A 25,632-nucleotide genomic window follows, 5' to 3' on the forward strand; every position below is an offset into this window, starting at 1 on the left:
AATGATTGAATTGAAAAAAGTAAACAAATCTTTCGGAACAAAAAAAGTCATCAATAATTTGGATCTAGTCATTCCGGATGGGCAGATTTTAGCGATCGTCGGGCCTTCCGGCGGCGGTAAAACCACCTTATTAAGAACATTAGCAGGCTTGGAAACAGCTGATAGCGGGACTTTCTTATTAGACGGTCAGCCTTTTGATCCTAGTGGGGCAAAAAATAAAGAGCAAGTGGTGGGGGTCGTTTTTCAAGATTTTCAACTGTTTCCACATTTAAGTGTCTTAGACAATATTACGATCGGTCCACGACTGGTTTTAAAGCAAGATAAAGAAACCTATCTAGCTAAAGCGAAAGATTTAGCCGGCTTATTGGGAATCGAAGAGCTGCTAAATAATTATCCTTACCAATTATCTGGCGGGCAAAAGCAACGGCTAGCGATCGCACGGGCAATGGCGATGAATCCGAAGGTCTTAGCTTATGATGAACCAACTAGTGCACTGGATCCTGCGTTACGGCAGCAAGTGGAGAATTTGATCTTAGGCTTGAAGGCTGATGGCGTGACCCAGATCGTCGTAACCCATGACTTAGTATTTGCTGAAGCGATCGGCGATAAAGTTTTAAAGGTGGAACCAATTAAATAAAACATAAATGAAGTAGGAGGAGTTCGTATGAAATTGAAAAAAATTATTTTGGGAATGGTCGCCGTTTTGACTTTAGTGACCTTAGGTGCCTGTGGCAAGAAAGAAGCGAGCAGCAGTGACGACAGCTGGAAAACGATCGAAAAAGATAAAAAAGTAACGATCGGTTTAGATGATACTTTTGTGCCAATGGGTTTTAAAGATGAAGCTGGAAAAATCGTCGGTTTTGACGTTGATTTGGCCAAAGCAGTCTTCCAGGAATATGGCATCAAAGCCGATTTTCAACCTATCGATTGGTCAATGAAAGAAAATGAATTAGACAATGGTACGATTGATTTGATTTGGAATGGCTACACTGTGACGAAATCGCGGGAAAAGAAAGTATTGTTCAGTGATCCATACGCACAAAATGAACAAGTCTTAGTCACGAAAAAAGATAGCGGAATTACCAAAGCTTCCGAGATGAAAGATAAAATCTTAGGTGCGCAAGAAGGGTCTTCTGGTTATGAAGCCTTTGGCAATGAGCCTAAGCTGTTAAAAGACATTGTTAAGGACAACGACGCTACTTTATATGCCAGCTTCAATGAGGCGATGATCGATTTGGAAAATGGCCGGATCAACGGTCTATTGATTGATAAAGTGTATGCGGACTACTACTTGAAAAAAGCCAATAAATTGGATAAATACAATATTTCAAGTGTCGGCTTCAAGAATGAGGATTTCGCGGTTGGTGCACGGAAAGGCGACAAAGAATTAGTCGGAAAAATCAATGATGCCTTCAAGAAATTACAAGAAGACGGTAAGTACGCTGAAATCTCTAAGAAATGGTTTGGCGAAGAATTATCATTACCAAAAGAATAAACAGGAAATGGCGAACAAAACTTTTGTTCGCCTTCTTTTTTTTGTATAATAGAACAGAATGAAAAGAGGGATAGCATGGCGCAGAAAAAGCGTACCAAGAAAAAAAGAAAAACAAAAAAACAAAAACAACTGCAAGAACAGCGCCTGATTATCGGAATCGGTATCTTATTCATCCTGTTCGCAGTCTTTTCCTTATTTAGTCTCGGCTTTCTCGGAAATCTGATCGCCAACGTTCTACGTTTGATCGGCGGCAATACGTATCAGTTCCTAGCCTTGCTTTTAGGTTTATACGGCGCGCTCTTAGTCGCCAAAAATACGAAGCTGCGACTAACGAAGCCGCGGCGCTGGTTAGGCATCGGGATTTTTTATTTAGGCATTTTGTTGATTTTACATGCTCGATTATTTGCGAATGTTGAAAGTCAAAATCCGAATGTATTGAAAACAACCTGGGATCTTTTGAGGGTCGATCTTTTAGGCAATCAAATCACCCAAAACGTTGGTGGCGGAATGGTGGGGGGCGCACTTTATAGCCTCAGTCATTTTCTAGTTTCTCAGATTGGCAGTTATATCATCGCGGTCTTATTGTTAGTGCTAGGTGTTTTCTTATTCAGCTTATTAGACTTTAATCAAGTCACTGATTATTTAGCCAGTTTTACGAAGACACTGAAAGAAAAATTATCTGAATCTGATGAAAAAAAAGCTTTGCGAGATGAAAAACGACAAGAACGCCATGCTCAAAAAGCGCAAGCTAAGGCAGAAAAACAAGCTGCCGAAAAAGCAGCGTTGAAAGCAGAGCAAGTCGAACGGGAAAAAAATCGAGTGCGCTCGTTGACTCCCGGTGAGCAGTTGGCAAAAGAAAATCAAGAAAAAGTCGAGCGGGAGCCGGAACAAATGACGCTTGTTCCGATTGAAGGATTCCAGGAAAACTTGGAATCAGTGGCACCCGCACCCCAGAAAAAAAGGGAGCAACCAGAAGAAGAACTGGAAGATCCAGGCGATCTTGAATTTGAGATCAACGCGGAGCCGGAGGATCACGATTATCAATTACCGCCATCGACCTTATTAGATTCGATTCCAGCGACGGATCAAAGCGACGAATATAAAAAGATCGAGCAAAATATTAAGGTCTTAGAAAAAACCTTTAACAGCTTCGGCGTCGATGCCAAAGTAGTCAAAGCCAGCTTGGGACCTTCTGTTACTAAATTTGAAGTCCAGCCGGCGGTCGGTGTAAAGGTCAGCAAGATCGTTAATTTAACTGATGATATCGCCTTGGCTTTAGCCGCAAAGGATGTCCGGATGGAGGCACCAATTCCCGGCAAGTCATTAATCGGGATCGAAGTACCTAACGGGACGATCAGTACCGTTTCTTTCCGTGATATTATTGAAGCACAACCGAATCATCCAGATAAAATTTTGGAAGTGCCTTTGGGCCGGGATATTTCCGGCATGGTCCAAACTGCGGATCTAACTAAAATGCCTCACTTGCTAGTTGCCGGATCAACAGGGAGCGGGAAGTCTGTGTCGATTAATGGGATCATCACCAGCATCTTGATGCGGGCCAAGCCCAATGAAGTGAAGCTTATGATGATTGACCCGAAAATGGTTGAGCTGAATGTGTACAATGGGATTCCCCATTTATTGACGCCAGTCGTGACGAATCCAAGAAAAGCGGCGCAAGCCTTGCAAAAAGTCGTGCAGGAAATGGAAGAGCGCTACGAAAAATTCGCGGCCACTGGTGTGCGAAACATTTCTGGCTTCAATGAGTTAGTGATCCAAAAGAATTTAGAAGACGGTCAGAACCGCCCGATTCTGCCTTTTATTGTCGTCATCGTGGATGAGTTAGCCGATCTGATGATGGTAGCCAGCAACGAAGTCGAAGATGCCATTACTCGCTTAGCGCAAATGGCGCGGGCAGCGGGAATTCATATGATACTGGCGACTCAAAGACCCAGTGTCGATGTCATTACCGGGATTATTAAAGCCAATGTTCCCTCCCGGATCGCCTTCGCTGTTTCCAGCGGGACGGATTCACGGACGATCATTGACAGTAATGGTGCAGAAAAGCTTTTAGGTCGGGGAGATATGTTGTTCTTGCCAATGGGAGAAAACAAACCGATCCGGGTCCAAGGCGCCTTTATTTCCGATCATGAAGTCGAGCAGATCGTAGAATTTGTGTCCGATCAGCAAGAAGCGCATTACGAAGAAAAAATGATGCCAACAGAAGAGACCACTTCTTCTCCATCAGAAACGCCGCAGGACGATTTGTATGAAGAAGCCAAAGCATTAGTGATTGAGATGCAGACAGCTAGTATCTCATTATTACAACGCCGTTTCCGCATCGGCTACAATCGGGCCGCACGAATCGTGGACGAGTTAGAAGATCATGGGGTCATTGGACCTTCTACCGGTAGTAAACCACGAGAAGTTTTAGTGGAAAAAGTCGAAGAAGAGTTAGAAAATCCGTTGGATGAATAATGAAAGATAGTCTAGAGAAATCTAGACTATTTTTTTCTTTTTCTAAAGTTGATTGTTTTCTCTTTGTGAATCAGTTATAGTATGTAGCGAATGTTTCAAAATGATTTTTAGTACATAGAGAGTCATTGAACAGAAGTAGGAGGAATCACCTTGGAAAAACCCTCGATTTATGGTTTAAGCAGAGAAGAATTAGTTGAATGGTTTCTGGAGCACGGCGAGAAGAAATTTCGGGCGACACAAGTTTGGGAATGGTTATACCGCAGTCGTGTGACCGAGTTTGCCGACATGAGCAACCTTTCAAAACAAACCATCGCGTTGTTAGAAGAAAACTTTATCATCAATCCACTGAAACAATTAGTCGTGCAAGAAGCTAGCGATGGCACAGTGAAATATTTGTTTGAATTACCGGATCATCTAATGATCGAAACGGTCTTAATGCGTCAGGAATACGGTTTGTCTGTTTGTGTGACAACCCAAGTCGGCTGTAATATCGGCTGTACATTTTGTGCCTCAGGTTTATTAAAAAAACAACGGGACTTAACGGCAGGAGAAATCGTCGCTCAAATCATGTTAGTCCAACATTATTTTGATGAACGTGGCGAAGACGAAAGGGTTTCTCACGTGGTTGTGATGGGGATTGGCGAACCATTTGACAACTATAAGAATGTCATGAACTTTTTACACGTAATCAATGACGACAAAGGGATGGCGATCGGTGCTCGGCATATTACTGTCTCAACTAGTGGTTTAGTGCCAAAAATCAAAAAATTCGCGGAAAATGGTCTGCAAGTGAACTTAGCAATTTCATTACATGCACCAAACAATGAAGTTCGTTCATCCATCATGCGAATCAATCGCAGTTTCCCGATCGAAAAATTGATGGAAGCAGTAGATTATTATATTGAAGAGACCAATCGACGGGTGACCTTTGAATACATTATGCTATCCGGTGTCAATGATCGTCCCGAGCATGCACAAGAATTAGCAGACTTAATGAAAAACAAGAAAAAATTAGTCTATGTAAACTTGATTCCATATAATCCAGTGAGCGAACATGACCAATATTCTCGTAGCAGTAAAGCCGATGTCTTACGTTTTTACGATGTCTTGAAGAAAAACGGCATCAATTGTGTGATCCGTAAAGAACACGGAACCGATATCGACGCCGCCTGCGGCCAATTACGTAGCAAACAAATGAAAAAAACAGCAGTAAAATAAGTTTAACTCCCTCATTTTTAAAATGGGGGAGTTTTTCTTTCTGCTTTAACAAATTAGAAAATCGTATGCATGCTAAATTTCCAGTCATGAACTTCGACCTAGCTATGCTAAACTTAAAAGAAGAACGATTTAAAAAATTTTAAAGCCTAAATAGGAGAAGGAAATGAAGGAAGCAGACATTCAAATTATTTTAGATCACCGCTATGATCAAGGATGGGATTATTGGACAACAGAGGATCGACGCTTGGGGAAGGGAGCACCTTTCTCGTGTTTAGAAGCGGCGGAATATTTATTGGAAGTGGGCATGGAACCGCAAACGGCTATTTTACAAAAAGTTGCGGAACTTTTGTGGGAAAGTTGGCGTGAGCCTGGTGAGTTTAAGCTTTATCCTAAAGGGGCGACTTTTCCTTGTCAAACGATTCCGGCGGCCACTTTGCTAGTTCGTTTGGGTCACGGGGAGGACCCGCGAATGAAACAAACGCTGGCACACTTGCTGGATACTCGACATGCGGATGGCGGATGGTGGTGTAAAAAATTTTATTTTGGTAAGGTACCGGAAACGGAATTTTCCAATCCGTTACCGACGCTGAATGGGCTGGAATTATTTCGGCGCACAAATTTTGTGGAGGAATCAGAATTGGATGAGGCGGTAGAATTTTTGCTTAGTCATTGGGAAACAAAATTACCGCTAGGTCCATGTCATTACGGTATCGGCACTTTGTTCATGCAAGTGGAGTATCCGTTTCGTGGTTATGATTTATTTTATTATCTGTATGTTTTATCATTCTATGAAAAGGCCCGTAATGACGACCGTTTTAAAGAAGCCTTTGAAACACTGCAAGCGAAACTAGTAGATCATCAAATTATTGTGGAGCGAGTCGTTCCTAAATTAAGAAAGTTAAGCTTTTGTCAAAAAGGTCAGCCTAGTGAGCTGGCGACCAAACGTTATCAAGAGATTTTGCGAAATTTAGAGAAATAGAAGTTGATATTCTATTAAAAAACTCGCCGAGGACACAAGCTAAACGTGTTCTCGACGAGTTTATTTACTAAGCTAAGACGGTTCCTTCTGGGAATAGACTACGGAAAACTTTTCGTACCAAAGGGCCAGCAACGAGTAATTGGAAAGGTAGGGCCATAACAACATTTTTTAAAATATTCGTTCCCCAAAGAAGCAACAATTGATTCCATGCTTGTGTATGGCTCAAGCCTTCAATAGCGCCATATAATGACATGAAAAAAACCATCGGCAGAACCATACAGGTAGAAACGGTCATGACTGTTTTTAACGGACTGGCGAAAGTTGGAAGCAGACGAAAAGCAACTTTTTTCGCGGGTCCGGAGACGACGAACCAGTCTAAGACTAGTGCACAGCAATAAGCTAATGGCATACCGAGCCAGCTGGCTTTCAAGACGCTCCAGCTAACTTCGCCGCTATGTAAACCGACGTTGTAAATGCTCATCCACAGCACCATTACGAAACACATCATCAACGTATAGATAAGACTTTCTCTTTTATTTTTTGGCATTATAAAAATCCTCCTTTTGATTAGGCAGCCAGTTTTTTCTCACTGCCTATCTGATTCTACTTCCTATCTCAGTAAGAAGTGGAACGCACAAAAAAGTGGCTGTCGAATAACTCGCTACGACGGCCACTTAGGGATCTTCACTGCGTTATGGAAAGACAAATTTTTGCTGTTTCCATTATATACACATTTTTTCTTTTGATGTAAGTAAAATTTTTATTTTTTTTCGCCGATCTCGTCTTTTAAGCGATATATTTTAGATGGACGACCAATTCCCACAGGACGTTCGCCGATTTCATCAAAATATTGCAGCATCGCTTTTTTGTAATTCGAGTGATCGACTGTTTTAAAGTCCACGCCTAAAAATTTAGCAAAAACTTTTCTGGCTTCGGTGATCGTAAACTCTTCGCCTAATACTTGCAAGATCAAAGGTTCGTGATCCATTTTGTTAAGCACACGATTGAAGGCTTTACGAATGATTTCATTATGGTCAAAGGCGAGCGTGTCTTTACCGATGGATTTCCCAGCTTCCAACTCGATCTCAATGGAAATGTCATCGCTAGTCAAGCTGATGGTTTCACCGTGACGCTCAAGATTGAACCAGCGGGCATCTTGCGTGTCGTCGCCAGCAGTGGGGGGAACTTGCCCGATAAAGGCTAAATAGCTGACAGTGATCACCCAGCCGCGGGGATCGCGATTCGGGGTACTGAAGGTATGGAGCTGTTCCACACTTTTCCGACCAATCGTCAAGCCAGTTTCTTCTTCTGTTTCTCTTCGGACACTGTCGTTGGTTGATTCATTTCGTTCAACGAAACCACCTGGCAGCGCCCAAGAATTACGGTAAGGATTTCCCCGACGTTGAATCAATAAGATTTTTAATTGATCTTCTTCTTTGTTATAACCCATGATCACGATGTCAACAGTGACCGAAGGCTTGTCGTATTCAGGTTGGTCTTGTTCTTTATACCAAGCGATGAATTCCGCTTCATCAGCGACGTGTTCATAATAATCTTTTTCTGCTTCTTTAGAGGCAAATTGTTTCATGCGATCTTCACCCATTTTCTTATAAGTATTCGTGACTTTATTGTAGCATGAATAACAAAAAAAGGGGAACTCCTGTTGGAATTCCCCTTTTGTGTCTCTTATTTCGTTGATTCAGTAGTTGCTTTTTTGCTTGAGCTGTTGGTTGTTAAGAAGTCAGATAAGATATTTTCGAAAGTATCGTCTTTGATCTTCACGTTGGCTTTCTTCAATTCGTCAGCGATGACTTTAGAAGAGAAGGTTTGGTCAGCCATTTTAGTATCTTCAGCAATTTGATTCAATTCTTTTTTGTATTTGTCCATGTCATTGCCTTTAGAAGAATTTTTCTCCATTTTAACAATGTAGTAGCTCGATTGGTAAGTAGAAGAGTCCATTGAAGTGATAACATCTGAAACTTCGCCATCTTTCAGCTTGAAGGCTGCTTCTTTTACTTCAGCTGGGACAGTTGATGATTGTGAATCAAATTTGATTTCACCACCATCTTCTTTAGTTGTTGAATCTTGTGATTTTTCTTTCGCGATTTTTGCAAAATCACCTTTGTCATCTAATTGTTTCTTGATCTCTTTAGCTTCATCTTCGCTGCTTGCAAGAATAATGCGGGCAGTTACTTCTGGGTGGAATGAATCCCAAGCCGCTTTTACATCTTTATCCGTGATCTTCACATGAGCTTTTAGACCTTCTTGGAAGGCTAATGATTGTTTCAAGTATTCCTTGTAGGTTTTCTTTGTGTAGCCAGCAGATTTTAACTGACTTTCGAAGCTGTCGCCCATTTGTTTTTCGGATTTTTCGTATTCTTTGTCGATTTGCTTATCTGTTACTTTATCGCCATAAGCATTTTCGAAAACTTTGTAGATAATCATGTTGCGAACCAAGCTTTGGTTCGTTTGTTCTTTTTTGGCTTCATTGTAGAAGTCTTCTACGGTTATTTTTCCGCCCTTCATTGTGGCGATATCTTGATTTGAACTTCCTGAACAGGCACCCAGTACAATAACACTAAGTAAGCCGGCAGTGGCTAAAAGAATCTTTTTTTTCATTTCAGTATTACAACTCCTAAATTAAAATTTACTTACACTTGTTATTCCTTTTCCACTATAACACACCTAAAAATACAAAAGGAAGAGCTTAAAAATAGTTTCCGAGAAAATTCACAATAAATACACAATTCGCCGCAAAAATGAAGAATTATTTCTCTTCGGCAGCTGGATTAGGCCGCTCTAAAGCAAACCGTCCTTTTTTTATCACTTTTTGGCTTTCCCCTTGTTGCGGGAGTGCTTGATTGATTTTCTCAATTTGTGCTTGGATCTGCTGGATGCGCGGCTCCGCTTGAAAGCGAAACTCTTCCACATCTTTTTCAGCCCCTGTTTTAAAGGCGGGAACCAATGTATCGAAGGTTTCCTTTAACGTAGCAAGGGAGTCGCGGAAATCGGTGAGATTATCATTCAGCTCATCGGTCAATTCTACTAGCTCACGGGTATTGATAATAATTTTTTCGCGTGTCTCGATCCCTTTTCGCGGCGCTAAAAGTAAACCACCTAGGGTTCCAAGTCCAGCACCAAATAAAAGTCCTTTGAACAATCCCATGTTAGTTCACCTGTTCCTTGATCTTTTCTGCGATTGCTTGCATCTCTTCCGGTTTTTGCTGTTCCGCATGGTTGCCGAAGTGAATCGAGAAGTCATCTTTTTTACTGTAGCGAGGTACTAAATGGATATGAGAGTGGAAAACGGATTGATAGGCTAATTCTTTATTATTATTTAAAATATTTAATCCTTCCATTTCAGGAAAAGCTTTTTCTAATGCGCGGGCAATTTTAGGAATACGGGTAAAAACGTCCGCTGCCAATGTTTCATCATATTCAAAAATATCGGTCACATGTTGTTTTGGCACAACTAAGGTATGACCTTTAGTTGCTTGGGAGATGTCTAAGAAAGCATAAACTTTTTCATCCTCATAAATTTTGTAGCTAGGAATTTCTTGGTTGATGATTTTACAAAAGATACAGTTTTCCATTAGAAACATCCTTTCTGATCGTTTATTATTGCTCTATTTTTTGTCGTTTGACTACTTTTAAAAAGAATCAACGACCGTAAATGCTCCCTTAACTTTACCATAACTTGTTCTACTTGTGCGGGAAAAGCTCAGCCGATCCTTAAATAATTATAGGATTCTGGTATAATATGAGCTAAGAAATTGGAGGGAACAAAATGAGCTTAGCAATTCAACATGTTACAGGCGGCTACGGCCATTTGCCTGTTTTAAAAGATATTAATTTTGAAGTCAAAAATGGTGAGATGATCGGTCTGATCGGTTTGAATGGGGCGGGAAAGTCCACTACAATTAAAAATATCATCGGACTCTTAACGCCGCAAAAAGGCAATATCACGGTTGATGATTTGACCTTGCAGCAAGAACCGGAAGAATATCGTAAAAAAATCGGTTATATTCCTGAAACGCCTTCTTTATATGAAGAGTTGACGTTAAAGGAGCACATCGAAGTGACCGCGATGGCTTATGGTATCCCAAAAGACGAGGCGATGCAGCGGGCGGAAGTCTTATTGAAAACTTTTCGTTTAGAAAACCGTTTGGAATGGTTCCCAACGAATTTTTCTAAAGGAATGAAACAAAAAGTGATGGTCTTATGCGCTTTTTTGATTCAACCAAGCCTCTATATTATCGATGAACCGTTTTTAGGACTGGATCCATTGGCAATCAATGCTTTGTTAGAATTAATGGTTGCGATGAAGGAACAAGGTGCGGCGATTTTAATGTCTACGCATATTTTAGCAACGGCGGAAAAGTATTGTGATCGTTTTGTCGTTCTACATGAAGGTGAGGTTCGAGCGCAAGGAACGTTGCAAGAGTTGCAAATGGAATTTAATTTGCCAGGTTCTTCATTAGATGAAATATACTTGGCCTTGACGAAGGAGAAAGAGCATGCGTGATTTTTTTCAGTTGCGAAGCCAGCGACATCAGAAAAAAATGATGAAGTACATGCGCTATGTTCTGAATGATCACTTTGTTCTGGTGTGTTTGTTTTTAGTAGGCGGCTTAGCCTTTTATTATTCGAATCTATTGAAGCAATTACCACCTGATTTTCCTTGGAGTTTGCCGATCGTCGGCCTCGTTTGGTGGTTGATCTTGCCCTTTGGCAAATTGGCGACCTTGGCGGAACCGGCCGATATGACTTTTTTATTGCCAAAGGAAAAAGAAATGGGTCCCTATTTATCTCGTAGCCTTGTCCATTCGATCAGTTTCCCTTTTGCAGTAGAGTTACTAATCTGCGGCGCATTGATGCCTTTAGTGGTGTTGGCGAATCACAGCAGTTTCGTCACTTTTTTCTTTTATGTGGCGCTGCTTTGGCTGTTGAAGTTTGCCCATTTACGCTTGCAGCGGCTCGCTTGTTATCAAGAAACCCATGCTTTGACTCAACGGCTAATGTTTGTATGGTTCGCAGTTAGTTTGATGACAATTTTCGTTAGCTTATATCTTACAGCTTGGCTGGGTTTTATTTTAGCCTTGTGTGTCGCCTTGTTTTTTTATTGGCAGACCAATGAACAAAGCCGACTGCTTGATTGGAGTAAAATGATCGACCGTGAAAATGCGCGGCTGCATCGGATTTATCAGTTTATTAATTTATTTACCGATGTTCCTGAGGTGGAAGCGAAGGTGCGGCGACGTAAATATCTAGACGGCTTTTTAGCCAATATCGCCTTCAAGCAGGAAAATACGTATTTGTATTTATTTGCCCGTGGTGCCTTGCGTGGTGCTGAATATGGCGGCTTGTTTTTCCGGTTATTAGTGGTTGGCGGGGTGTTGCTAGTCTCGTTAAATGATTTTCGTTTTATTGTCGGCGTCAGCTTGCTATTTATTTATCTGATCGGCTTCCAAATGATCCCCTTGTACAGTCAGTTTGATTACATCAGCGCGGTCCAGCTTTATCCCGTGGCGCGTAAATTTAAAAAAGCCGCTTTGCAGAGGGTGCTGACTTTATTGTTAGTAGCGACGGCAATTATTTTTAGCTTATGCAGTTTGATTCATTTGGCAATCATTGAAAGTTTCGTGCTGCTTGTTGTGTTGTTAATAGAAATTGGTTTGTTTAGCTGGTTTTATCTTCCGGCGAGAATAAAGAAAATGGAGGACTGAGTGAATGAAAGTATTATGGAACGATCGAATCGTTGATGAATCAGAAGTAAAAATTGATTTAGAAGACCGGGGTTATCAGTTTGGCGATGGTATTTATGAAGTGATTCGAATTTATGACGGCTGTTTCTATATGGAAAAGGAACATTTGGATCGGCTTTGGACTAGTGCGGAAAAGGTTCGTTTGACCTTGCCTTTCACGCGAACAGAGCTAAGTCAGCGGCTACATCGTCTAGCGGCAGAAGTTGGATTAGCTAATGCTCGCATTTATTTCCAAGTGACGCGGGGAACAGCGAAGCCACGGTTACATGATTTTCCAGATCCGCAAGAAGTGACCCCAGTCTTGCTGGCGGATATCCAACCAGCAACGCGACCAGCTTCCAAGCAAAATATCGGTATTCGAGCAGGCTTTGTAGAAGACAAACGTTGGCTTCATTGTGATATTAAATCGATTAGCCTGTTGGGAAATTTATTGGCCTTAGATGAGGCACAACAAAAAGGCTATGATGAAGCCGTCTTAGTTCGTGATGGCAATGTGACGGAAGCTTCTGCTTCGAATTTATGGATGGTTAGCGGCGGTGTGCTTTATACCCATCCGGATGGAAATTTAATTTTGCCTGGGATCGCTAAATTAAAAATTCGTCAGCTGGCTAAGGTTTTAGAGATCGAACTACGAGAAGAAACTTTTACGGAAAAAGAATTATTAGCTGCGGAAGAATGCTTTAAAACGAGTTCCGTTGCGGAAATCATGCCAATTGTAGAAATTGATGATCAAGCAATCGGTGATGGCATGCCGGGACCAGTCACTAAAAAATTGCTGGCTGCTTATATTGAAGCCATTGAATTAGCTGCCCAAGCCCATCAAAATGAAAAATAGGCAAAGAAGAACATACATGCTCTTGACGAAGCGGACTTCCCAGACTACAATAGTAAATACGTTTAAAATGCTAGGGGAGGGCCTTTTTCATGGAGTTTCAGTTGGATAGTGACTGGCGTGTACAGCCGATCAAAGGCGATACAGGAAAAACGTATATCGGCTATCGCGATGAAGATCGTGTCTTTATTAAACGCAATACCACTCCAATGTTGGCGGCTCTATCTCGTGAAGGCATTGCACCGAAGCTTGTTTGGATCAAACGAACAGGGGATGGCGACACCTTGACCGCTCAGGAATGGCTAGATGGACGAATTCTTGAGCCGGAAGAAATCGTTCAGCGTAACGATGTCGTGGATGTTTTATATCATTTGCATCATTCGGCTTCTTTGAAAGTGATGCTAAAAAAAATGGGCGGCCGACAAGTCTCGCCTCAACAATTATTAGCGGATTATGAAGCGAATTTGCCGACAATGATCAAACAAAACGGCTTCATTGAATTAGTCTATGATTATTTGAAAAAAAATATTCCAACTTACGCAAAAAAAAATTACACCGTCGTTCATGGCGATGTGAATCATCGAAATTGGTTGGTATGTTCGAACTACTTATATTTAGTTGATTGGGATTCGGTGATGTTTGCTGATCCGGCGTTAGATATTGGAACGATCTTAGGCAATTATGTTCCGCTATCTAGTTGGAGCAAGTGGCTCGTTCGCTATGGAATTCGGCCAACGGATGAGAATATGGAACGGGTTTATTGGTATGGCCTAATGAGTTTGTTATTAGAAATCGCTCGTCAGTATAAACGCCAAGAATTTCACCACATGAACCAATCCATCTTACAATTAAAACGAATTTTTGCCGGAAGCTGATGCTCGGTGAAAAAGAAACATTTTTCCGCTTTTTGGAAAAATGTTTCTTTATTATGAACGATACATAAATAGATTCTTTGGAGGAAAAAAATGCGAGTTAGAAATCGTCCGGGCGCGGCAGAAATGTTAGCAGCTCGACCTGAATATGTAGTAGCAGACCCTGAAGCTTGGAAGGGCCGTTGGACAGAACGCTTTGGCAATAATCATCCGATCCAGATTGAAATCGGCATGGGTAAAGGTCAATTTATTACCGGAATGGCCGCCGCTCATCCGGAAATCAATTATATCGGAGTAGAAATGCAAGTCAGTGTGATCTCTTTGGCGTTAGATAAATTAGTCGAAGCGGAATTGCCGAATTTACAATTATTACATGTGGACGGCTCGGAGCTGACAAATTATTTTGCAGATAGTGAAATCGATCAAATTTATTTGAACTTTTCTGATCCGTGGCCTAAGAAGAAGCACGAAAAGCGCCGCTTGACCTCACCAAATTTTCTAGCAGTGGATGAAGAAATTTTACGACCTGCCGGAGAAATTCATTTCAAAACAGACAATCAAGGACTGTTTGAGTATTCACTAAGTAGCTTTTCAAAATATGGTATGACCTTGCAGCAAGTGTGTTTGAATCTGCATGAAAGTAATTATGAAGGCAACATCATGACTGAATATGAAGAAAAATTTTCAAAAAAAGGCCAGCCAATTTATCGGGTAGAAGCCCGTTTCCCAGACAAAACAAAATAAACGTGCAAGCGACTGGACAGAACACACTTCTAAGTCATCGTTTATTCGTAAAAAGAGCCGAGACAAATGAATGTCTCGGCTCTTTTTTGTGTTCTACTTCACGCGTCAGTATGGTACCAGTCAGACTTTTATGGTGATTTTATTTTATTAGACTGCTGAAAGGAACAGTCCAATAAAAAATTCTAATCGTTAGAAACGGAGTAGAATTTTTACGTATCTTATTTGTGAGGTGAAAGAAAATGGAGATCGAAGAGCTTTCGGATGAATTAATCCAATACGGTTTTAATCAGCAGATGCAGGATTTTTATTTATTGCCCAAAAAAGAAATGTACCATTGCTTTTTCCGCCGAGGTTCTTTCTTTGAATATAAAAATACTAACTTATCCTATGAAAAAAATGAATTGACTACTGCGACTGCGTTACAGCTGATTAATCGGTTTAAATACTTGGGTCAAATGGACGTGAGTGAAAAACGTAAAGCTCAGTTGGGTGCGATCTCCTACCTCTTGCCTCAAGGAGAAAAACGTTTACGACTTTCGACGGTTGGGGATTATTTGCAGCAGGAAAGCTTAGTTATTCGTTTTTTGCATCAGTTTGGTCAAAGTCCAGAATTCTATCATTTGCCGGAACAAATCGAGGTCCTACAAAATAACAGCAAGAAAAGAGGGCTTTATTTATTTTGCGGTCCGGTAGGTTCAGGAAAAACAACTTTAATGTATAAGTTAGCTAGAGAGCTCAAAGGACAAGTCATTACGATTGAAGATCCTGTAGAAATCGAAGAGCCTGATTTTTTACAATTACAAGTCAATGAAAAAATTCAGCAAAACTACGATGAGCTAATTAAGCTGTCATTGCGACATCATCCAGATGTTTTGATCATTGGTGAGATCCGTGATCCAAAAACGATCCAAGGAGCGATTCGTGCGGCTTTAACTGGTCATTGTGTATACGCTACCTTGCATGCCTCCAGTTTGGAGTCTGCTGAGGCACGAGTGATTGAGCTAGGTGGAGAAAAAGCCTTACTTAAGGAATGTTTGCGTGGAATCATTTATCAGGAACTTTTGCCAACAACGAATGGTGATATGGGAGTGTTGATGGCTTATCGCTTTTATCAAGAAGAGCTACGTTTTACTTGGGAGGAAGGTTTAGAAAAAAGTGAGAAAAGAAACCAAGTTGTCTCGCAAACAACGAATTGATTTTGTCCATTTATTAGGAGACTTATTGGCCAACGGCTTTAGCTTGCAACAAGCATTGGGCTTTTTTCTCAGTGCCAATTTATTTTCCCAGACAGTCGTATCAATTGTTCAACAAAACCTTTATCAAGGAAACAGCTTGGCAATGAGTTTTGCTCAATTAAATTATTCTCCAGACCAAGTGTTGCAAATTGAATTAGCCGAGTCTCATGGCGATCTGGCTCAAACCTTTGTTGGGATCGCTCAGCAAATGAAATTGGTACAAAAGCAACGAGAAAATTTTCTCAAAGCAGTCTCCTATCCACTACTATTATTGCTATTTTTGATCATGATTTTATTAGGCATGCGCATTTTTCTGCTGCCGCAGCTGTTAGCCAGTGGCATGATCCAAGCGGAAGATTTTTCAGTGCAGCTGATTAATCATGTACCGATCATCGGACTGGGACTACTAATTGTTCTGTTACTGTCATTATTAGGCTGGCGGGAATGGGGCAAGCGAAACAGTTATTTGCGTCGGTTTCGTTATTTGGCACAGATTCCGTTAGTGGGAAACCTTTTCAGCAATTATTATTCGGCGTATTTCGCATTAGAGTGGGGCAAGCTTTTTCAACAAGGTTTGGAGCTGCATCAAATCATTGAATGTTTGCTAGTAGTTGATGGGCAGTCGCTGATGCAAGAGCTGGCCGCCGAGTTGAAGATTCGTTTAGCTCAAGGCAATCCCTTAGCTGAGGAACTAAAACGATATCCTTTTTTGACAAAAGAATTCAGCCGGATCGTGTTTCAAGGAGAAGCACGAGGAAATTTAGGCAAAGAACTCTTGACCTATAGTCAATTAGTTTGGCGTCGTTTTTTCAATCAATTAGAATTTCTATGTTCTTGGCTGCAACCCTTGGTTTTTTTGATCGTCGCCCTTTTGATCGTCAGTCTGTATGTGACCATGTTGCTGCCCTTAACTAATCTGGAGGGGATTCTATGAAAAAAATAGTATCTAAAAAGTTGCCGGGTTTCACTCTTTTAGAAATGCTCGTCGTCTTATTTATCATCAGTCTGCTTTTGTTGTTGTTCGTGCCAAAATTAATCAATCAAAAAGATGCCGCGCAAAAGAAAAGTGATGCAGCGATTGTCAAAGTAGTCGAAACGCAGATTCAAGTTTTTGAATTGGATCATGGCCATACGCCAACTAAAGAGGAATTGATTGGAAAAGACTATGTTGATGAAAAGCAATATGCTGTTTATGAAAAAGCAAAAAAGGAATGACGTGGAAGGCTTTACCTTAATCGAACTATTGATCGTTTTAATCGTCGTTATCAGCTTTGTTTTACTGCCGACACTAGCTTTGAAAAGCTGGCAGGAAGAATTAGAAAAACGTTTCTTTTACTATCAATTTGAAAAATCTGTTTTGCATGTGCAACAGATGGCGATCACGGATCATAGAGGAACGCAGGTTGATTTATACCAAGACCAGCAGCTTATTATCTTTTTTACTAACGATACTAAGTTAGCTTGGAGGCAATTAGAAGTCCCCGAATCGATTACCTTAGTTAGTGAAAATTCCATTCTATTTAGTGCAGGAAAGGGGAACATTTCCACGACGCAAATCGGCGTAGGGAGTATTCCAAGGGTTATTTTTACTGAATCCAATGCGCAGCAGCGAGTCATCTATCAATTTCAACTAGGAAGTGGACGCTTTGAAAGAAAATGAAGCCTATATTTTATTAGAGAGTTTGATCAGCTTGGTAATTTTGATAATCCTCGTAACCAGTTACGTCGGTGTCACAGCAGAGCTGCGGCAGGAAAGTCAAGAAAGATTGGCATCGTTGGCCAACTATCGCGATTTATACAACGAGACGAGACGCTGTCGGTTGCACTCGGTAAAATCTTCCAAAGACCAGATCGAAATTTCATTTGAAAAGGGCCGAGCCTATAATCATCAAGGAGGAATCAGGATTGTCAAAAAATAGCGGATTCACTTTGCTGGAATGTTTAGTCGCTCTGCTAATGCTGAGCGGCGTGCTATTGCTTTTTTCCGGATTGCTCCAACATGCTCATAAAATGGAGCAGGCTCTTAGCGGTTACCATCAATTAGAATGGGAAATTTTTTTACTTCAGTTAGATAATGAAATGGAAAATGTAAATTACAAACAAAGCTCACGCTATGAGATCGTGGGAGAGACAGAGAGTAAAGGACGCATTGTTCCGGTCGTCATAAACACAGTCAATAAAAAGATAGTAAAGCATCAATCTGGAGGGTATCAGCCCTTACTGACAGGAGTGAAGGAATTTGTTTGCCAAGAAAACAATCAAGGAGTCGATTTTCGCGTCACCTTTACCGATGGAAAACAAAAAAGTGGGACGTGGATCTATCAATAGCCAAGGCGGGATTTTACTCTCCGTTTTATTGGCTATTTTTTTATTTAGTTTTTTATTATTGAAATTAACGGTCAGCTATCATCAAACGGCGGATTTGGTTCAGCGGACGCAACAGCTTTATGAGGCCCGAATCGCCAAAGAATTATTTTTGGCGGATTATAAAACGCTGGACTCAGCAAAAGGGTCATGGGCCTTTAATAAGGGTGTGATCACTTATGAAAAACGTCAGGAGCAATTAGTAGTTCGGGTAAAAATGGAAAAGAAAAGTTATTATTTTTATGAAAAAAATGGAACATCAAATTCTTCGGAGTAGTATAGTTTTAGCAAACGCTTAAATTCTACAGAAAAGTTTACTAAAATTCCCTTTTTCTGAGTTAGAAAATCCCTAATAAAAATAAGAAAGCGATTGATTAATTTGAATATCTCGGCTAAAATAGAACAGGTATTGTGAGTGTTATATTAGTTTGTGAGGTGCAAGATGAACCCTGAAAAAATTGAAACGGCTTTTTCCGTGATGGAAAAGGCGATCATCACATTGCAGCAGTCACTAGGAACTTCTTTTTTTGACGCTTACATCGAAAATGCGGAGAACTTAGTCGATGATGCTAAAGTACGAGTGATCGATCAACAACCAGATGCAGCAACCGTTGCAAAAGTTGAAGCGCTTTATCAAGAGTTATTGGCGCTTGACTTAACAAAAGAAGATTGGCGCAAATTGACGCAATTAATTTTGCTGAAAGGCTCAAAAAAAGAGGCATTACAGCCCAACCATCAATTAACCCCAGACAGTATCGGCTTTTTGTTTGTCTTTTTGATCGAACAACTAACGCTAAGTAAAGAACAGTTTCTAGAAATATTAGATATCAGCGTAGGAATGGGTAATTTATTATTGACCGCCTTAATCAATCTGCAGGCCGCAAATTACTCCGTCAAAGGGATTGGTGTTGACAATGATGAGACGTTGTTAGCAATCGCCGCTTCGGACAGTTTATTGATGGGGGAAAATCTACAATTGTTCCACCAAGACAGTTTGCAAGATTTATTAGTCGATCCTGTTGACTATGTGATTGGTGACTTACCTGTCGGCTATTACCCAAATGATCAACAAGCCGAAAAATTTACGACCCACTCAGAAAAAGAGCACAGCTATGCACATCACTTATTGATGGAGCAGGCGATGAATTATGTGAAGCCTAATGGTTTTGGTCTATTTTTAGTACCTAGCAATTTCTTAGAGACTGTGCAAGGACCATTGTTACAAAAATGGATGAAGGATAATGTTTTCTTACAAGGCATCATCCAATTACCAGACGAATTGTTCCAATCAGAACACTCTCGTAAAAGTATTTTATTGCTTCAACAAAAAGGCGAGACCGCTAAACAAGCAGAAAAAGTTTTGCTGGTTCACTTACCATCTTTAAAAGAACCAAGCCAAGTGACCGATTTTTTCAAAAAATTCGAAGATTGGAAGTCTTCAAATTTATAAATGCTCGTCTGTTTATGCGAGCCATCATTAACTATGAAGGAGAATTAAAATGTCAAAAACAATCGCAATCAATGCCGGTAGTTCAAGTTTAAAATGGCAGTTGTACCAAATGCCCGAAGAATCAGTTATTGCTAAAGGAATCGTTGAAAGAATCGGGATTAATGATTCAATTTTTACTATCAAGTATGGAGAAGGCCAAAAATTTGAACAAGTTTTAGATATCAAAGACCATGAAGTAGCAGTTCAAATGTTATTGGATCAGTTGATCCAATTAAAAATTATTGCTTCCTTTGATGAGATTACTGGCGTAGGTCACCGGGTCGTTGCTGGTGGCGAATATTTCAAAGATTCTGTCTTGATCGATGATGATGTTCTAGCAAAAATCGAAGAGCTAAGTGAATTTGCACCATTGCATAACCCAGCTAATGCGATGGGAATCAAAGCTTTCCGTCATATTTTACCGAACGTGACAAGCGTTGCTGTTTTTGATACATCTTTCCATGCAACGATGCCAGCGACAAACTATTTATACAGTATTCCTAAAGAATATTATGATAAATATTCAGCTCGTAAATATGGCTTCCACGGAACTAGTCATCGTTACGTTTCAGAACGTGCAGCGGAATTATTAGGTAAACCAATCGAAGAAACTAAAATTATCACAGCTCATATTGGTAATGGTGGTTCTATCACAGCGGTCGAAGGCGGAAAATCAATCGATACCTCAATGGGCTTCACGCCTCTAGCTGGCTTAACGATGGGAACACGCTCAGGTGATATCGATGCATCATTATTACCATACTTAATGGAAAAAGCGAGCATCAAAGACATCAATGAAATGATCGATGTTTTAAATAAAAAATCTGGTGTTTATGGTTTGACTGGCATTTCAAGCGATATGCGTGATATCGAACAAGGTGCGGACGATGGCAACGAAGATGCAATCTTAGCGTTAGATATTTATTGTGATCGTATCCGTAAATATATTGCCCAATATATTTCAGTTATGAATGGGGTGGACGCTATCGTCTTTACCGCTGGAGTTGGTGAAAACGCAGATCCAGTACGTCATTTAGTGATGGAAAAAATGTCTTGGTTCGGTATCGAAATCGATGAAGAAATCAATAAGAGTACCCACGGAAAAGAAGCAGAACTTTCAACCGCAAACTCGCGTGTGAAAGTCTATGTTATCCCGACAGATGAAGAAGTAATGATCGCTCGTGACGTTGAGCGTTTAGGTAAATAAATTAAAAAAGCCTTCGCCAAAAAATGGCGGAGGCTTTTTTATGAGCTACGCTTTTCTCTGTTTTTCAGATGTAGATAAATGATTACACGAGCGGTATAGCGGAATCGTAGGGGGATGCCGATAAACTCTTTTTCAGTTTTTGGAAAAAGAGTACTTGGATTATTACTTTTTTCAAAAGTTACAACTCATATAGGAAATCTTGGTAATTGGCAACATAGTAACGAAAATTTTTCCGTCCGCGGCAAACGATCGTATGGCCTTCGGCTTCAAGTTTTTCTTTTTGAGCCATGATTCCGCCAGGATATTTTGGATTGAGTTCTCCTTTGGCTTTTAGTGTCCGCCAATAAGGCGTTGGATCATTGCCCCGTTGGAAGCTGGCCCAAGCAGCGATTGAGATGAAGATGCCAGCAGTAATGGGTTCGGTAAAGTCGGCAGCATTTTCTTTTGCGAAAAAATCTCTAATAGTACCAACTGTAATCACTTTTCCATAAGGAATCTTTTTCATCACTGCATCATAAGCAAGTGGTGGAGCGAAATACATTTTTTCTCCACCGTAACGCTGGATCGTTTTTTTATCGGTCACGATTTGCATTTTAGGCATTCCTTTGTCTTCATGAAGCATGGCGTTAAAATCTTTTTGTTCTTCATTTGCCATAAACTCACCTCCTAGTAATAGTGTAGCGAGAATAAAAATAAGTAGCAATGAGGCAGTTTATTTTTGTTTAAAAAAAGTGGGGCAATTTTTATCTAAGGCAGTAGTAGTTAGAATGATCAATAATTCTTCAAGGGCTGAAAGCAGGGCTAAAAAAATTAGCAAAGGTCCCCAAAGCTTGATTGAGAGCAATAACAAGGCCAACGGTGTCAAAAATAGCAGCCATCCGGTAATTTTATTAAGGTATGTGTGAAGGCTGGCAAATTGTCGAAAGCGAAGATAGCCGATAAAATAGCTAAGTCCTCGAATAGACGCCACCAAACCGACTCCCCACCAAATAAAAGCCGGCAGGTTGATGGTTAAAATAATTCTTAACACCACCGCAGAAAAAAAGACTAAGTCCGCGACGCTGTCTAAAAAAGTTCCCAATTGACTGGTCCAATTGAGCTTGCGGGCCAACCAACCATCTAAGACATCTGTTATTCCCGCGAGAAAATAAAGCGGAAAGAAATAGCGAATGGTGACAAAGGGGAGTAAAAAGGAAATGATTATGCGTAAAAATGTTATTATATTGGGAAAGTAAGAAATAATTTTTCCTCCTTTTTGCAAGATAACTTAACTTTAGTCTCTTCTTAGTTTTTTTGACATCTAACTGACATCTAACTGCAATATTTCTGTGCTATTTTTAAAAAAAGGACTGAAGGAGAAGACTATGACAACGACGCTGATTATCGATCATCCTTGGAAAGAAAGTTTCAATCATCAATTATTAAATACGTTGATAGCAGGGTTAGAGGAAGATCAAAAAATCTACAAAGTGATTGATTTGTATAAAGACGGTTTTGATCCTGTCATGAAGACAGAGGAGCTGGCTGGTTATCAGAATGGATTGGTTCTTGATCCGTTAGTTTTACACTACATGAATTTATTGCGAGAGACAACGCAATTAGTAATTGTTTTTCCGATTTGGTGGTACAGTTCACCAGCAAGTTTAAAGGGCTTTCTTGACAAGGTTCTGTTAAATGAATTCGCTTTTTTCGATGGCGGGAATGGCATCCAACCTTTATTGTCGATTGAGTCGGTCGTTGTTTTCACTACCTCGGATCAACCAACGGAAGGTTTGGAGCAACATTGTACGAGAAGCTACAAGCATCAATTAACAACCACCTTGGAAGATGTCGGGCTGCGAAATATATCATGGTATCATCTTGGCTCATTGAAACAGCTAGGTGAGGACGAGCGGCAAGCCTATTTATCCTCTGCTTATAGCAAGCTCTAAAAAAGATTTGAAGCTCATTTGACTTGAGCCTCAAATCTTTTTTTATTATTTAGCCAAAAATTCGTCATGATATTCTTTGAGCACTTTGAGGATTTCGTGGCCAATTAGGCGATAATCATTTGCAGGTAAATTCGCTTCTGAAACCCGCAACTCGCCAGCGATAGCCCCGAAACCAACGGCATCGATCAAAACGACGCCTTCTTTTTCTGCTAGTGTTTTCAAAAAGTCCATATACTCAAAGTGAGTCGCTAAGTAATGGCGAAATTCTTTGCCATATTTTTCTTCAGCTAGTTGGTAGATATTGACTAGCGCATAATATTTTGAATTCTCTTTGCCATCATCAGTCGGTAACTGCAAAGCCGCGAATAATTCTTTGTAGCGCTCGGCGATGATTGCACGTGATGTTTCAATATAAGGATCACTGTCGCCAGCTAACAAATGGGTCAGTGCAAATAAAACTTCCATAATTTGTTGTGGCGTCGATAAACCAGCCGTATGATAGAGACCGATTGAACGGCTGTCAGCAACCATTCGCTCAATAAAGGGCAGTTTTTCAGGCTCGAGTACAACAAGGTCATAACGCTTAATCAATTGCGCCCGTTCTTTTTCAGGTAATTGGCGAATCAAACGATCAAAGACATTGTCTTTGTGGGCTGCGATCAACCCTACTCGCCAACCAGTCGCACCGAATAACTTAGAAAAGGAGTAGACCAGCAGCGTATTGTAAGGGGCCACTGCGTAAATCGTTTGAAAGTCTTCAACGAAAGTTCCGTAAACGTCATCTGTAATGATCATCAAGTCCGGATTTTTTTGAACGACTTCACGAATGGCAGCCAGTGCGTTTGAGTTCAGTGCTTTTGAACCGGGGTTGCTAGGATTCACGATAAACAATGCTTTGACCTTCGCATCATTTAAGCGGTCGATTTCTTTTGGCAATAAGTCCCAATGGTTCTCTTCAGCGGAATGGAGATCGACCTCGACTAATTCGTAATCGGCCAATTCGGGAATCTGTAAATAAGGCGTAAAAATTGGTGTGTTGATGGCAATTCGATCACCTGGTTGAATCAACTTATTCGCCTTTAAAGATTGGAAAATATAAACGATGGCAGCGGTTCCGCCTTCAGTAGGAAAAATTTGAGTTTGATCCGCCAGCTTTGTGCCATTATACAAAGTTGATTCTAAATAGTGATTCAAAATAAGTTCGCTGTTTTTCAGCACGCGACTAGGAACGGGGTAGTTATTACCTAACACACCGTCAATCAGCTCTTTGACGAGATCTTCGTTATCAATTTTTAGTCCATCTGTGTAGTCTAATATTTCTAGAAGAAAGTGATCTGTTTCAGTTTCGGCAGTTAAAAAGTGCTTGAAGCGTTTCAAGATCCCCTCTTTTTCTGGGCAGCCGACTAAATCGGCTTGACTAAGCGTTCGCTCAGATTCTTGAACACCAAATTCGACTAAGCGGTTAAAGGCGAGCCGGGCTTTTTTATTGATCCAATTAGGGTTGCCGCGACCAGCGTTCAAAAAAATATTTTTTCGTTGATTTTTTTGCGCCAGTTTCAACATTTGATCGCTGATTTCAAAGGAGCCAAGTTGTTCCAATTCATTTACATTTGAAGTATCCATTGTGAATTACCACCTCCAATACTAGCGTAACGTGCATTGATAATTTAGGCAAATAATTTTAAAAATGAAATTGAGGCTAGTTTTTGCGGCTAAAGGGCGGTGTCTTGATCAAAGTTAGAAGTAATTGTCAAAATCTCAAAAATTTCTTTAAGTTTTCGACGTGAGCTTAGTGAGAGGTCTTGCGCCCTTTTCTTTTTATCGGTACACTTGCTAAGGTGAAGCTGCCGATCATTGGCGGCAGCGCAATAATCGAGAGTTAGGTATTTTTCTGATTCGAGAAATATTTGTTAGCAACGAATTTAGGAGGACTTATTTTTTTATGGAAAACGAAAAAGTTACACAGCCGAATAAAAGCGACTGGTTCTTACGCTTCATTAAGGGAATGTTCATCGGCTCAGGATTTATCTTACCAGGAGTAAGTGGTGGTGCGTTAGCCGCGGTCTTCGGGATATACGAACGGATTATATCATTTTTAGCACACATTACGAAAAATTTTAAAGAGAATGTTTTATTTTTTATTCCTGTGGGGCTCGGCGGACTGACCGGTGTTTTCGTTCTTTCTTTTGCGGTTAGTTTTTTATTAGGTCAATTCGAAACGATTATGCTATGGTTTTTTGTCGGCTGTATCATTGGAACGGTTCCTGCGTTATGGAATGAAGCTGGGAAAAAGGGCCGTAATACCAAAGATTTGATTATTTTAGCGGTAAGTTTTGTCGTCGGCTTTTGGTTTTTATGGAAAGGCTCAAGTCTTTTTGGGACCGTGGATCAAAACTTTTTCACGTGGATGATTGCCGGGGCGTTGATCGGACTTGGTTTGATTGTACCGGGACTTAGTCCTTCAAACTTTTTAGTTTATATGGGCATGTACAAAGCTATGGCTGATGGCTTTAAGACTGTTGATATGGGTGTAATCATTCCGATCGGAGTCGGCGGCTTGATCACTGTTTTAAGTTTATCAAAGGTGATGGACTGGGTATTCAATCGTTATTACGCACCGATGTATCATTTTATTTTGGGAATTGTTTTTGCTTCGACGGTAATGATCGTGCCGACAGATTATAGCGGAATCGGCTTTTTAGGCTTCATCGGCTGCGCTATTTTATGCTTCCTTGGTGCGGCTTTAGGTTGGTGGATGAGCCGCTTAGAAGAACGTTATGTACCAGAAGATTAGAAAAAAATAAAATTTTTACTTGCAATTTTCATGAGAAGTCTTTAATATGGTGTTAAGCATTTGGAATAGTAATAAATTTTATCGGCAGCAGAGAGTTGATTCACCGTCTGAAAGATCAACGCGCCCACTGGGATTTATGAACCTACCAAAGAGGATTGTCGTGAAAGCGACACGCGACTCTAGCGTTATTGGAGCTGAAAGTTGGATCAACTAAGTTTGATCAAGCAAGGTG

28 protein-coding genes and 1 pseudogene are annotated in these 25,632 nt (G+C 40.6%); 21 read left to right on the plus strand and 8 right to left on the minus strand.

Features of this window, described 5'->3' with window-relative positions; translation table 11 throughout:
• Window position 1 precedes the first annotated feature (1 nt).
• The 5 genes from IGI54_RS03355 to IGI54_RS03375 all read left to right on the plus strand — a co-directional run bounded on the left by IGI54_RS03355 (window position 2) and on the right by IGI54_RS03375 (window position 6,167).
• Window positions 2-637, plus strand: a complete 636-nt coding sequence (locus tag IGI54_RS03355) for an amino acid ABC transporter ATP-binding protein (RefSeq protein WP_313630432.1) — start codon at window positions 2-4, stop codon at window positions 635-637.
• A 27-nt stretch (window positions 638-664) separates the two neighbouring features.
• A complete protein-coding gene (locus tag IGI54_RS03360) occupies window positions 665-1,495 on the plus strand; it encodes an amino acid ABC transporter substrate-binding protein (RefSeq protein ID WP_430621157.1) in 831 nt (276 codons plus the stop codon).
• A 75-nt stretch (window positions 1,496-1,570) separates the two neighbouring features.
• Window positions 1,571-3,970, plus strand: coding sequence for a DNA translocase FtsK (locus IGI54_RS03365; protein WP_430621158.1), 2,400 nt, complete (start codon window positions 1,571-1,573; stop codon window positions 3,968-3,970).
• A gap of 150 nt (window positions 3,971-4,120) precedes the next feature.
• A complete protein-coding gene (gene rlmN / locus IGI54_RS03370) occupies window positions 4,121-5,188 on the plus strand; it encodes a 23S rRNA (adenine(2503)-C(2))-methyltransferase RlmN (RefSeq protein ID WP_216429614.1) in 1,068 nt (355 codons plus the stop codon).
• A gap of 163 nt (window positions 5,189-5,351) precedes the next feature.
• Window positions 5,352-6,167 carry a prenyltransferase gene (locus tag IGI54_RS03375; RefSeq protein ID WP_430621159.1) on the plus strand — a complete coding sequence of 272 codons (816 nt, stop codon included), beginning with the start codon at window positions 5,352-5,354 and terminating at the stop codon, window positions 6,165-6,167.
• A 67-nt stretch (window positions 6,168-6,234) separates the two neighbouring features.
• Here the strand turns inward: IGI54_RS03375 and IGI54_RS03380 are convergent, their stop codons facing one another.
• The 5 genes and pseudogenes from IGI54_RS03380 to IGI54_RS03400 all read right to left on the minus strand — a co-directional run.
• Window positions 6,235-6,714 (minus strand): DUF2798 domain-containing protein, encoded by a 480-nt coding sequence (locus tag IGI54_RS03380; protein ID WP_430621160.1) that lies wholly within the window; start codon window positions 6,712-6,714, stop codon window positions 6,235-6,237.
• A gap of 213 nt (window positions 6,715-6,927) precedes the next feature.
• Window positions 6,928-7,755, minus strand: coding sequence for an NUDIX domain-containing protein (locus tag IGI54_RS03385; protein ID WP_071862178.1), 828 nt, complete (start codon window positions 7,753-7,755; stop codon window positions 6,928-6,930).
• 98 nt (window positions 7,756-7,853) lie between these two features.
• Complete coding sequence (locus tag IGI54_RS03390; RefSeq protein WP_071862177.1) at window positions 7,854-8,786, minus strand: peptidylprolyl isomerase; 933 nt, start codon at window positions 8,784-8,786, stop codon at window positions 7,854-7,856.
• A gap of 148 nt (window positions 8,787-8,934) precedes the next feature.
• Entirely contained in the window at window positions 8,935-9,333 is a 399-nt protein-coding gene (locus IGI54_RS03395) for a YtxH domain-containing protein (protein WP_430621161.1), read from the minus strand.
• Between the two features lies 1 nt (window position 9,334).
• Window positions 9,335-9,775 (minus strand): annotated as a pseudogene (locus tag IGI54_RS03400) (HIT family protein); the annotation flags it as partial.
• Between the two features lie 179 nt (window positions 9,776-9,954).
• Between IGI54_RS03400 and IGI54_RS03405 the strand changes: the two are divergent.
• The 14 genes from IGI54_RS03405 (at window position 9,955) to IGI54_RS03470 (ending at window position 20,675) form a co-directional block, all read left to right on the plus strand.
• Entirely contained in the window at window positions 9,955-10,692 is a 738-nt protein-coding gene (locus tag IGI54_RS03405) for an ABC transporter ATP-binding protein (RefSeq protein ID WP_216429620.1), read from the plus strand.
• Entirely contained in the window at window positions 10,685-11,893 is a 1,209-nt protein-coding gene (locus tag IGI54_RS03410; RefSeq protein ID WP_430621162.1) for an ABC transporter permease, read from the plus strand. Before IGI54_RS03405 ends, IGI54_RS03410 begins: the two co-directional genes overlap by 8 nt.
• A gap of 4 nt (window positions 11,894-11,897) precedes the next feature.
• Window positions 11,898-12,767, plus strand: coding sequence for a D-amino-acid transaminase (gene dat, locus IGI54_RS03415; RefSeq protein ID WP_430621163.1), 870 nt, complete (start codon window positions 11,898-11,900; stop codon window positions 12,765-12,767).
• 89 nt (window positions 12,768-12,856) lie between these two features.
• Complete coding sequence (locus IGI54_RS03420; protein WP_071862171.1) at window positions 12,857-13,639, plus strand: phosphotransferase family protein; 783 nt, start codon at window positions 12,857-12,859, stop codon at window positions 13,637-13,639.
• A 90-nt stretch (window positions 13,640-13,729) separates the two neighbouring features.
• The gene (gene trmB / locus IGI54_RS03425; RefSeq protein WP_430621164.1) at window positions 13,730-14,380 is read left to right on the plus strand and encodes a tRNA (guanosine(46)-N7)-methyltransferase TrmB; all 651 of its coding nucleotides are present in this window, start codon (window positions 13,730-13,732) and stop codon (window positions 14,378-14,380) included.
• Between the two features lie 239 nt (window positions 14,381-14,619).
• On the plus strand, window positions 14,620-15,576 hold the full coding sequence (gene comGA, locus IGI54_RS03430; RefSeq protein WP_430621165.1) for a competence type IV pilus ATPase ComGA: 957 nt from the start codon (window positions 14,620-14,622) through the stop codon (window positions 15,574-15,576).
• Window positions 15,536-16,549: a competence type IV pilus assembly protein ComGB gene (gene comGB, locus IGI54_RS03435; protein WP_430621166.1), complete on the plus strand. Its 1,014-nt coding sequence runs from the start codon at window positions 15,536-15,538 to the stop codon at window positions 16,547-16,549. Before comGA ends, comGB begins: the two co-directional genes overlap by 41 nt.
• A complete protein-coding gene (gene comGC, locus IGI54_RS03440; protein ID WP_313630442.1) occupies window positions 16,546-16,830 on the plus strand; it encodes a competence type IV pilus major pilin ComGC in 285 nt (94 codons plus the stop codon). Before comGB ends, comGC begins: the two co-directional genes overlap by 4 nt.
• Window positions 16,808-17,275 carry a competence type IV pilus minor pilin ComGD gene (comGD, locus tag IGI54_RS03445; RefSeq protein ID WP_246569676.1) on the plus strand — a complete coding sequence of 156 codons (468 nt, stop codon included), beginning with the start codon at window positions 16,808-16,810 and terminating at the stop codon, window positions 17,273-17,275. Before comGC ends, comGD begins: the two co-directional genes overlap by 23 nt.
• The gene (gene comGE, locus IGI54_RS03450) at window positions 17,253-17,534 is read left to right on the plus strand and encodes a competence type IV pilus minor pilin ComGE (protein ID WP_311900492.1); all 282 of its coding nucleotides are present in this window, start codon (window positions 17,253-17,255) and stop codon (window positions 17,532-17,534) included. The genes comGD and comGE overlap by 23 nt, the downstream gene beginning before the upstream one ends.
• The gene (gene comGF / locus IGI54_RS03455; protein ID WP_313630444.1) at window positions 17,521-17,943 is read left to right on the plus strand and encodes a competence type IV pilus minor pilin ComGF; all 423 of its coding nucleotides are present in this window, start codon (window positions 17,521-17,523) and stop codon (window positions 17,941-17,943) included. The genes comGE and comGF overlap by 14 nt, the downstream gene beginning before the upstream one ends.
• Window positions 17,906-18,256 carry a competence type IV pilus minor pilin ComGG gene (gene comGG, locus IGI54_RS03460; RefSeq protein ID WP_071862164.1) on the plus strand — a complete coding sequence of 117 codons (351 nt, stop codon included), beginning with the start codon at window positions 17,906-17,908 and terminating at the stop codon, window positions 18,254-18,256. The genes comGF and comGG overlap by 38 nt, the downstream gene beginning before the upstream one ends.
• A 165-nt stretch (window positions 18,257-18,421) precedes the next feature.
• Window positions 18,422-19,429, plus strand: coding sequence for a class I SAM-dependent methyltransferase (locus IGI54_RS03465; protein ID WP_430621167.1), 1,008 nt, complete (start codon window positions 18,422-18,424; stop codon window positions 19,427-19,429).
• Window positions 19,430-19,478: 49 nt separating this feature from the next.
• Window positions 19,479-20,675: an acetate kinase gene (locus IGI54_RS03470; protein WP_430621168.1), complete on the plus strand. Its 1,197-nt coding sequence runs from the start codon at window positions 19,479-19,481 to the stop codon at window positions 20,673-20,675.
• 178 nt (window positions 20,676-20,853) lie between these two features.
• On the opposite strand, the gene IGI54_RS03475 is transcribed toward IGI54_RS03470, so the two are convergent.
• Both IGI54_RS03475 and IGI54_RS03480 read right to left on the minus strand, forming a co-directional pair.
• Entirely contained in the window at window positions 20,854-21,330 is a 477-nt protein-coding gene (locus tag IGI54_RS03475; protein ID WP_071863167.1) for an MGMT family protein, read from the minus strand.
• Window positions 21,331-21,387: 57 nt separating this feature from the next.
• A complete protein-coding gene (locus IGI54_RS03480; RefSeq protein ID WP_430621169.1) occupies window positions 21,388-21,936 on the minus strand; it encodes a CDP-alcohol phosphatidyltransferase family protein in 549 nt (182 codons plus the stop codon).
• 103 nt (window positions 21,937-22,039) lie between these two features.
• On the opposite strand from IGI54_RS03480, the gene IGI54_RS03485 reads away from it, so the two are divergent.
• Window positions 22,040-22,606 (plus strand): NAD(P)H-dependent oxidoreductase, encoded by a 567-nt coding sequence (locus IGI54_RS03485; protein ID WP_071863168.1) that lies wholly within the window; start codon window positions 22,040-22,042, stop codon window positions 22,604-22,606.
• A gap of 45 nt (window positions 22,607-22,651) precedes the next feature.
• On the opposite strand, the gene IGI54_RS03490 is transcribed toward IGI54_RS03485, so the two are convergent.
• Window positions 22,652-24,229, minus strand: coding sequence for a bifunctional aspartate transaminase/aspartate 4-decarboxylase (locus IGI54_RS03490; protein ID WP_430621170.1), 1,578 nt, complete (start codon window positions 24,227-24,229; stop codon window positions 22,652-22,654).
• A gap of 319 nt (window positions 24,230-24,548) precedes the next feature.
• Here IGI54_RS03490 and IGI54_RS03495 point away from each other — a divergent pair, with 319 nt between their 5' ends.
• Window positions 24,549-25,400 carry a DUF368 domain-containing protein gene (locus IGI54_RS03495; protein ID WP_430621171.1) on the plus strand — a complete coding sequence of 284 codons (852 nt, stop codon included), beginning with the start codon at window positions 24,549-24,551 and terminating at the stop codon, window positions 25,398-25,400.
• The last annotated feature ends 232 nt before the right edge of the window (window positions 25,401-25,632 follow it).

The sequence above is a fragment of the Enterococcus sp. DIV0800 genome, assembly GCF_050559735.1.
In the GTDB taxonomy this organism is placed as follows: Bacteria; Bacillota; Bacilli; order Lactobacillales; family Enterococcaceae; genus Enterococcus_A; species Enterococcus_A devriesei.

Bases quoted from the DNA above. Each gene is read 5' to 3' on its own strand.
- IGI54_RS03355 (WP_313630432.1), top strand. From the start codon at position 2: ATGATTGAATTGAAAAAAGTAAACAAATCTTTCGGAACAAAAAAAGTC.
- IGI54_RS03360 (WP_430621157.1), top strand. From the start codon at position 665: ATGAAATTGAAAAAAATTATTTTGGGAATGGTCGCCGTTTTGACTTTA.
- IGI54_RS03365 (WP_430621158.1), top strand. From the start codon at position 1,571: ATGGCGCAGAAAAAGCGTACCAAGAAAAAAAGAAAAACAAAAAAACAA.
- IGI54_RS03375 (WP_430621159.1), top strand. From the start codon at position 5,352: ATGAAGGAAGCAGACATTCAAATTATTTTAGATCACCGCTATGATCAA.
- IGI54_RS03380 (WP_430621160.1), bottom strand. From the start codon at position 6,714: ATGCCAAAAAATAAAAGAGAAAGTCTTATCTATACGTTGATGATGTGT.
- IGI54_RS03385 (WP_071862178.1), bottom strand. From the start codon at position 7,755: ATGAAACAATTTGCCTCTAAAGAAGCAGAAAAAGATTATTATGAACAC.
- IGI54_RS03390 (WP_071862177.1), bottom strand. From the start codon at position 8,786: ATGAAAAAAAAGATTCTTTTAGCCACTGCCGGCTTACTTAGTGTTATT.
- IGI54_RS03395 (WP_430621161.1), bottom strand. From the start codon at position 9,333: ATGGGATTGTTCAAAGGACTTTTATTTGGTGCTGGACTTGGAACCCTA.
- IGI54_RS03405 (WP_216429620.1), top strand. From the start codon at position 9,955: ATGAGCTTAGCAATTCAACATGTTACAGGCGGCTACGGCCATTTGCCT.
- IGI54_RS03410 (WP_430621162.1), top strand. From the start codon at position 10,685: ATGCGTGATTTTTTTCAGTTGCGAAGCCAGCGACATCAGAAAAAAATG.
- dat (WP_430621163.1), top strand. From the start codon at position 11,898: ATGAAAGTATTATGGAACGATCGAATCGTTGATGAATCAGAAGTAAAA.
- IGI54_RS03420 (WP_071862171.1), top strand. From the start codon at position 12,857: ATGGAGTTTCAGTTGGATAGTGACTGGCGTGTACAGCCGATCAAAGGC.
- trmB (WP_430621164.1), top strand. From the start codon at position 13,730: ATGCGAGTTAGAAATCGTCCGGGCGCGGCAGAAATGTTAGCAGCTCGA.
- comGA (WP_430621165.1), top strand. From the start codon at position 14,620: ATGGAGATCGAAGAGCTTTCGGATGAATTAATCCAATACGGTTTTAAT.
- comGC (WP_313630442.1), top strand. From the start codon at position 16,546: ATGAAAAAAATAGTATCTAAAAAGTTGCCGGGTTTCACTCTTTTAGAA.
- comGD (WP_246569676.1), top strand. From the start codon at position 16,808: ATGAAAAAGCAAAAAAGGAATGACGTGGAAGGCTTTACCTTAATCGAA.
- comGG (WP_071862164.1), top strand. From the start codon at position 17,906: ATGGAAAACAAAAAAGTGGGACGTGGATCTATCAATAGCCAAGGCGGG.
- IGI54_RS03465 (WP_430621167.1), top strand. From the start codon at position 18,422: ATGAACCCTGAAAAAATTGAAACGGCTTTTTCCGTGATGGAAAAGGCG.
- IGI54_RS03470 (WP_430621168.1), top strand. From the start codon at position 19,479: ATGTCAAAAACAATCGCAATCAATGCCGGTAGTTCAAGTTTAAAATGG.
- IGI54_RS03475 (WP_071863167.1), bottom strand. From the start codon at position 21,330: ATGGCAAATGAAGAACAAAAAGATTTTAACGCCATGCTTCATGAAGAC.
- IGI54_RS03485 (WP_071863168.1), top strand. From the start codon at position 22,040: ATGACAACGACGCTGATTATCGATCATCCTTGGAAAGAAAGTTTCAAT.
- IGI54_RS03490 (WP_430621170.1), bottom strand. From the start codon at position 24,229: ATGGATACTTCAAATGTAAATGAATTGGAACAACTTGGCTCCTTTGAA.
- IGI54_RS03495 (WP_430621171.1), top strand. From the start codon at position 24,549: ATGGAAAACGAAAAAGTTACACAGCCGAATAAAAGCGACTGGTTCTTA.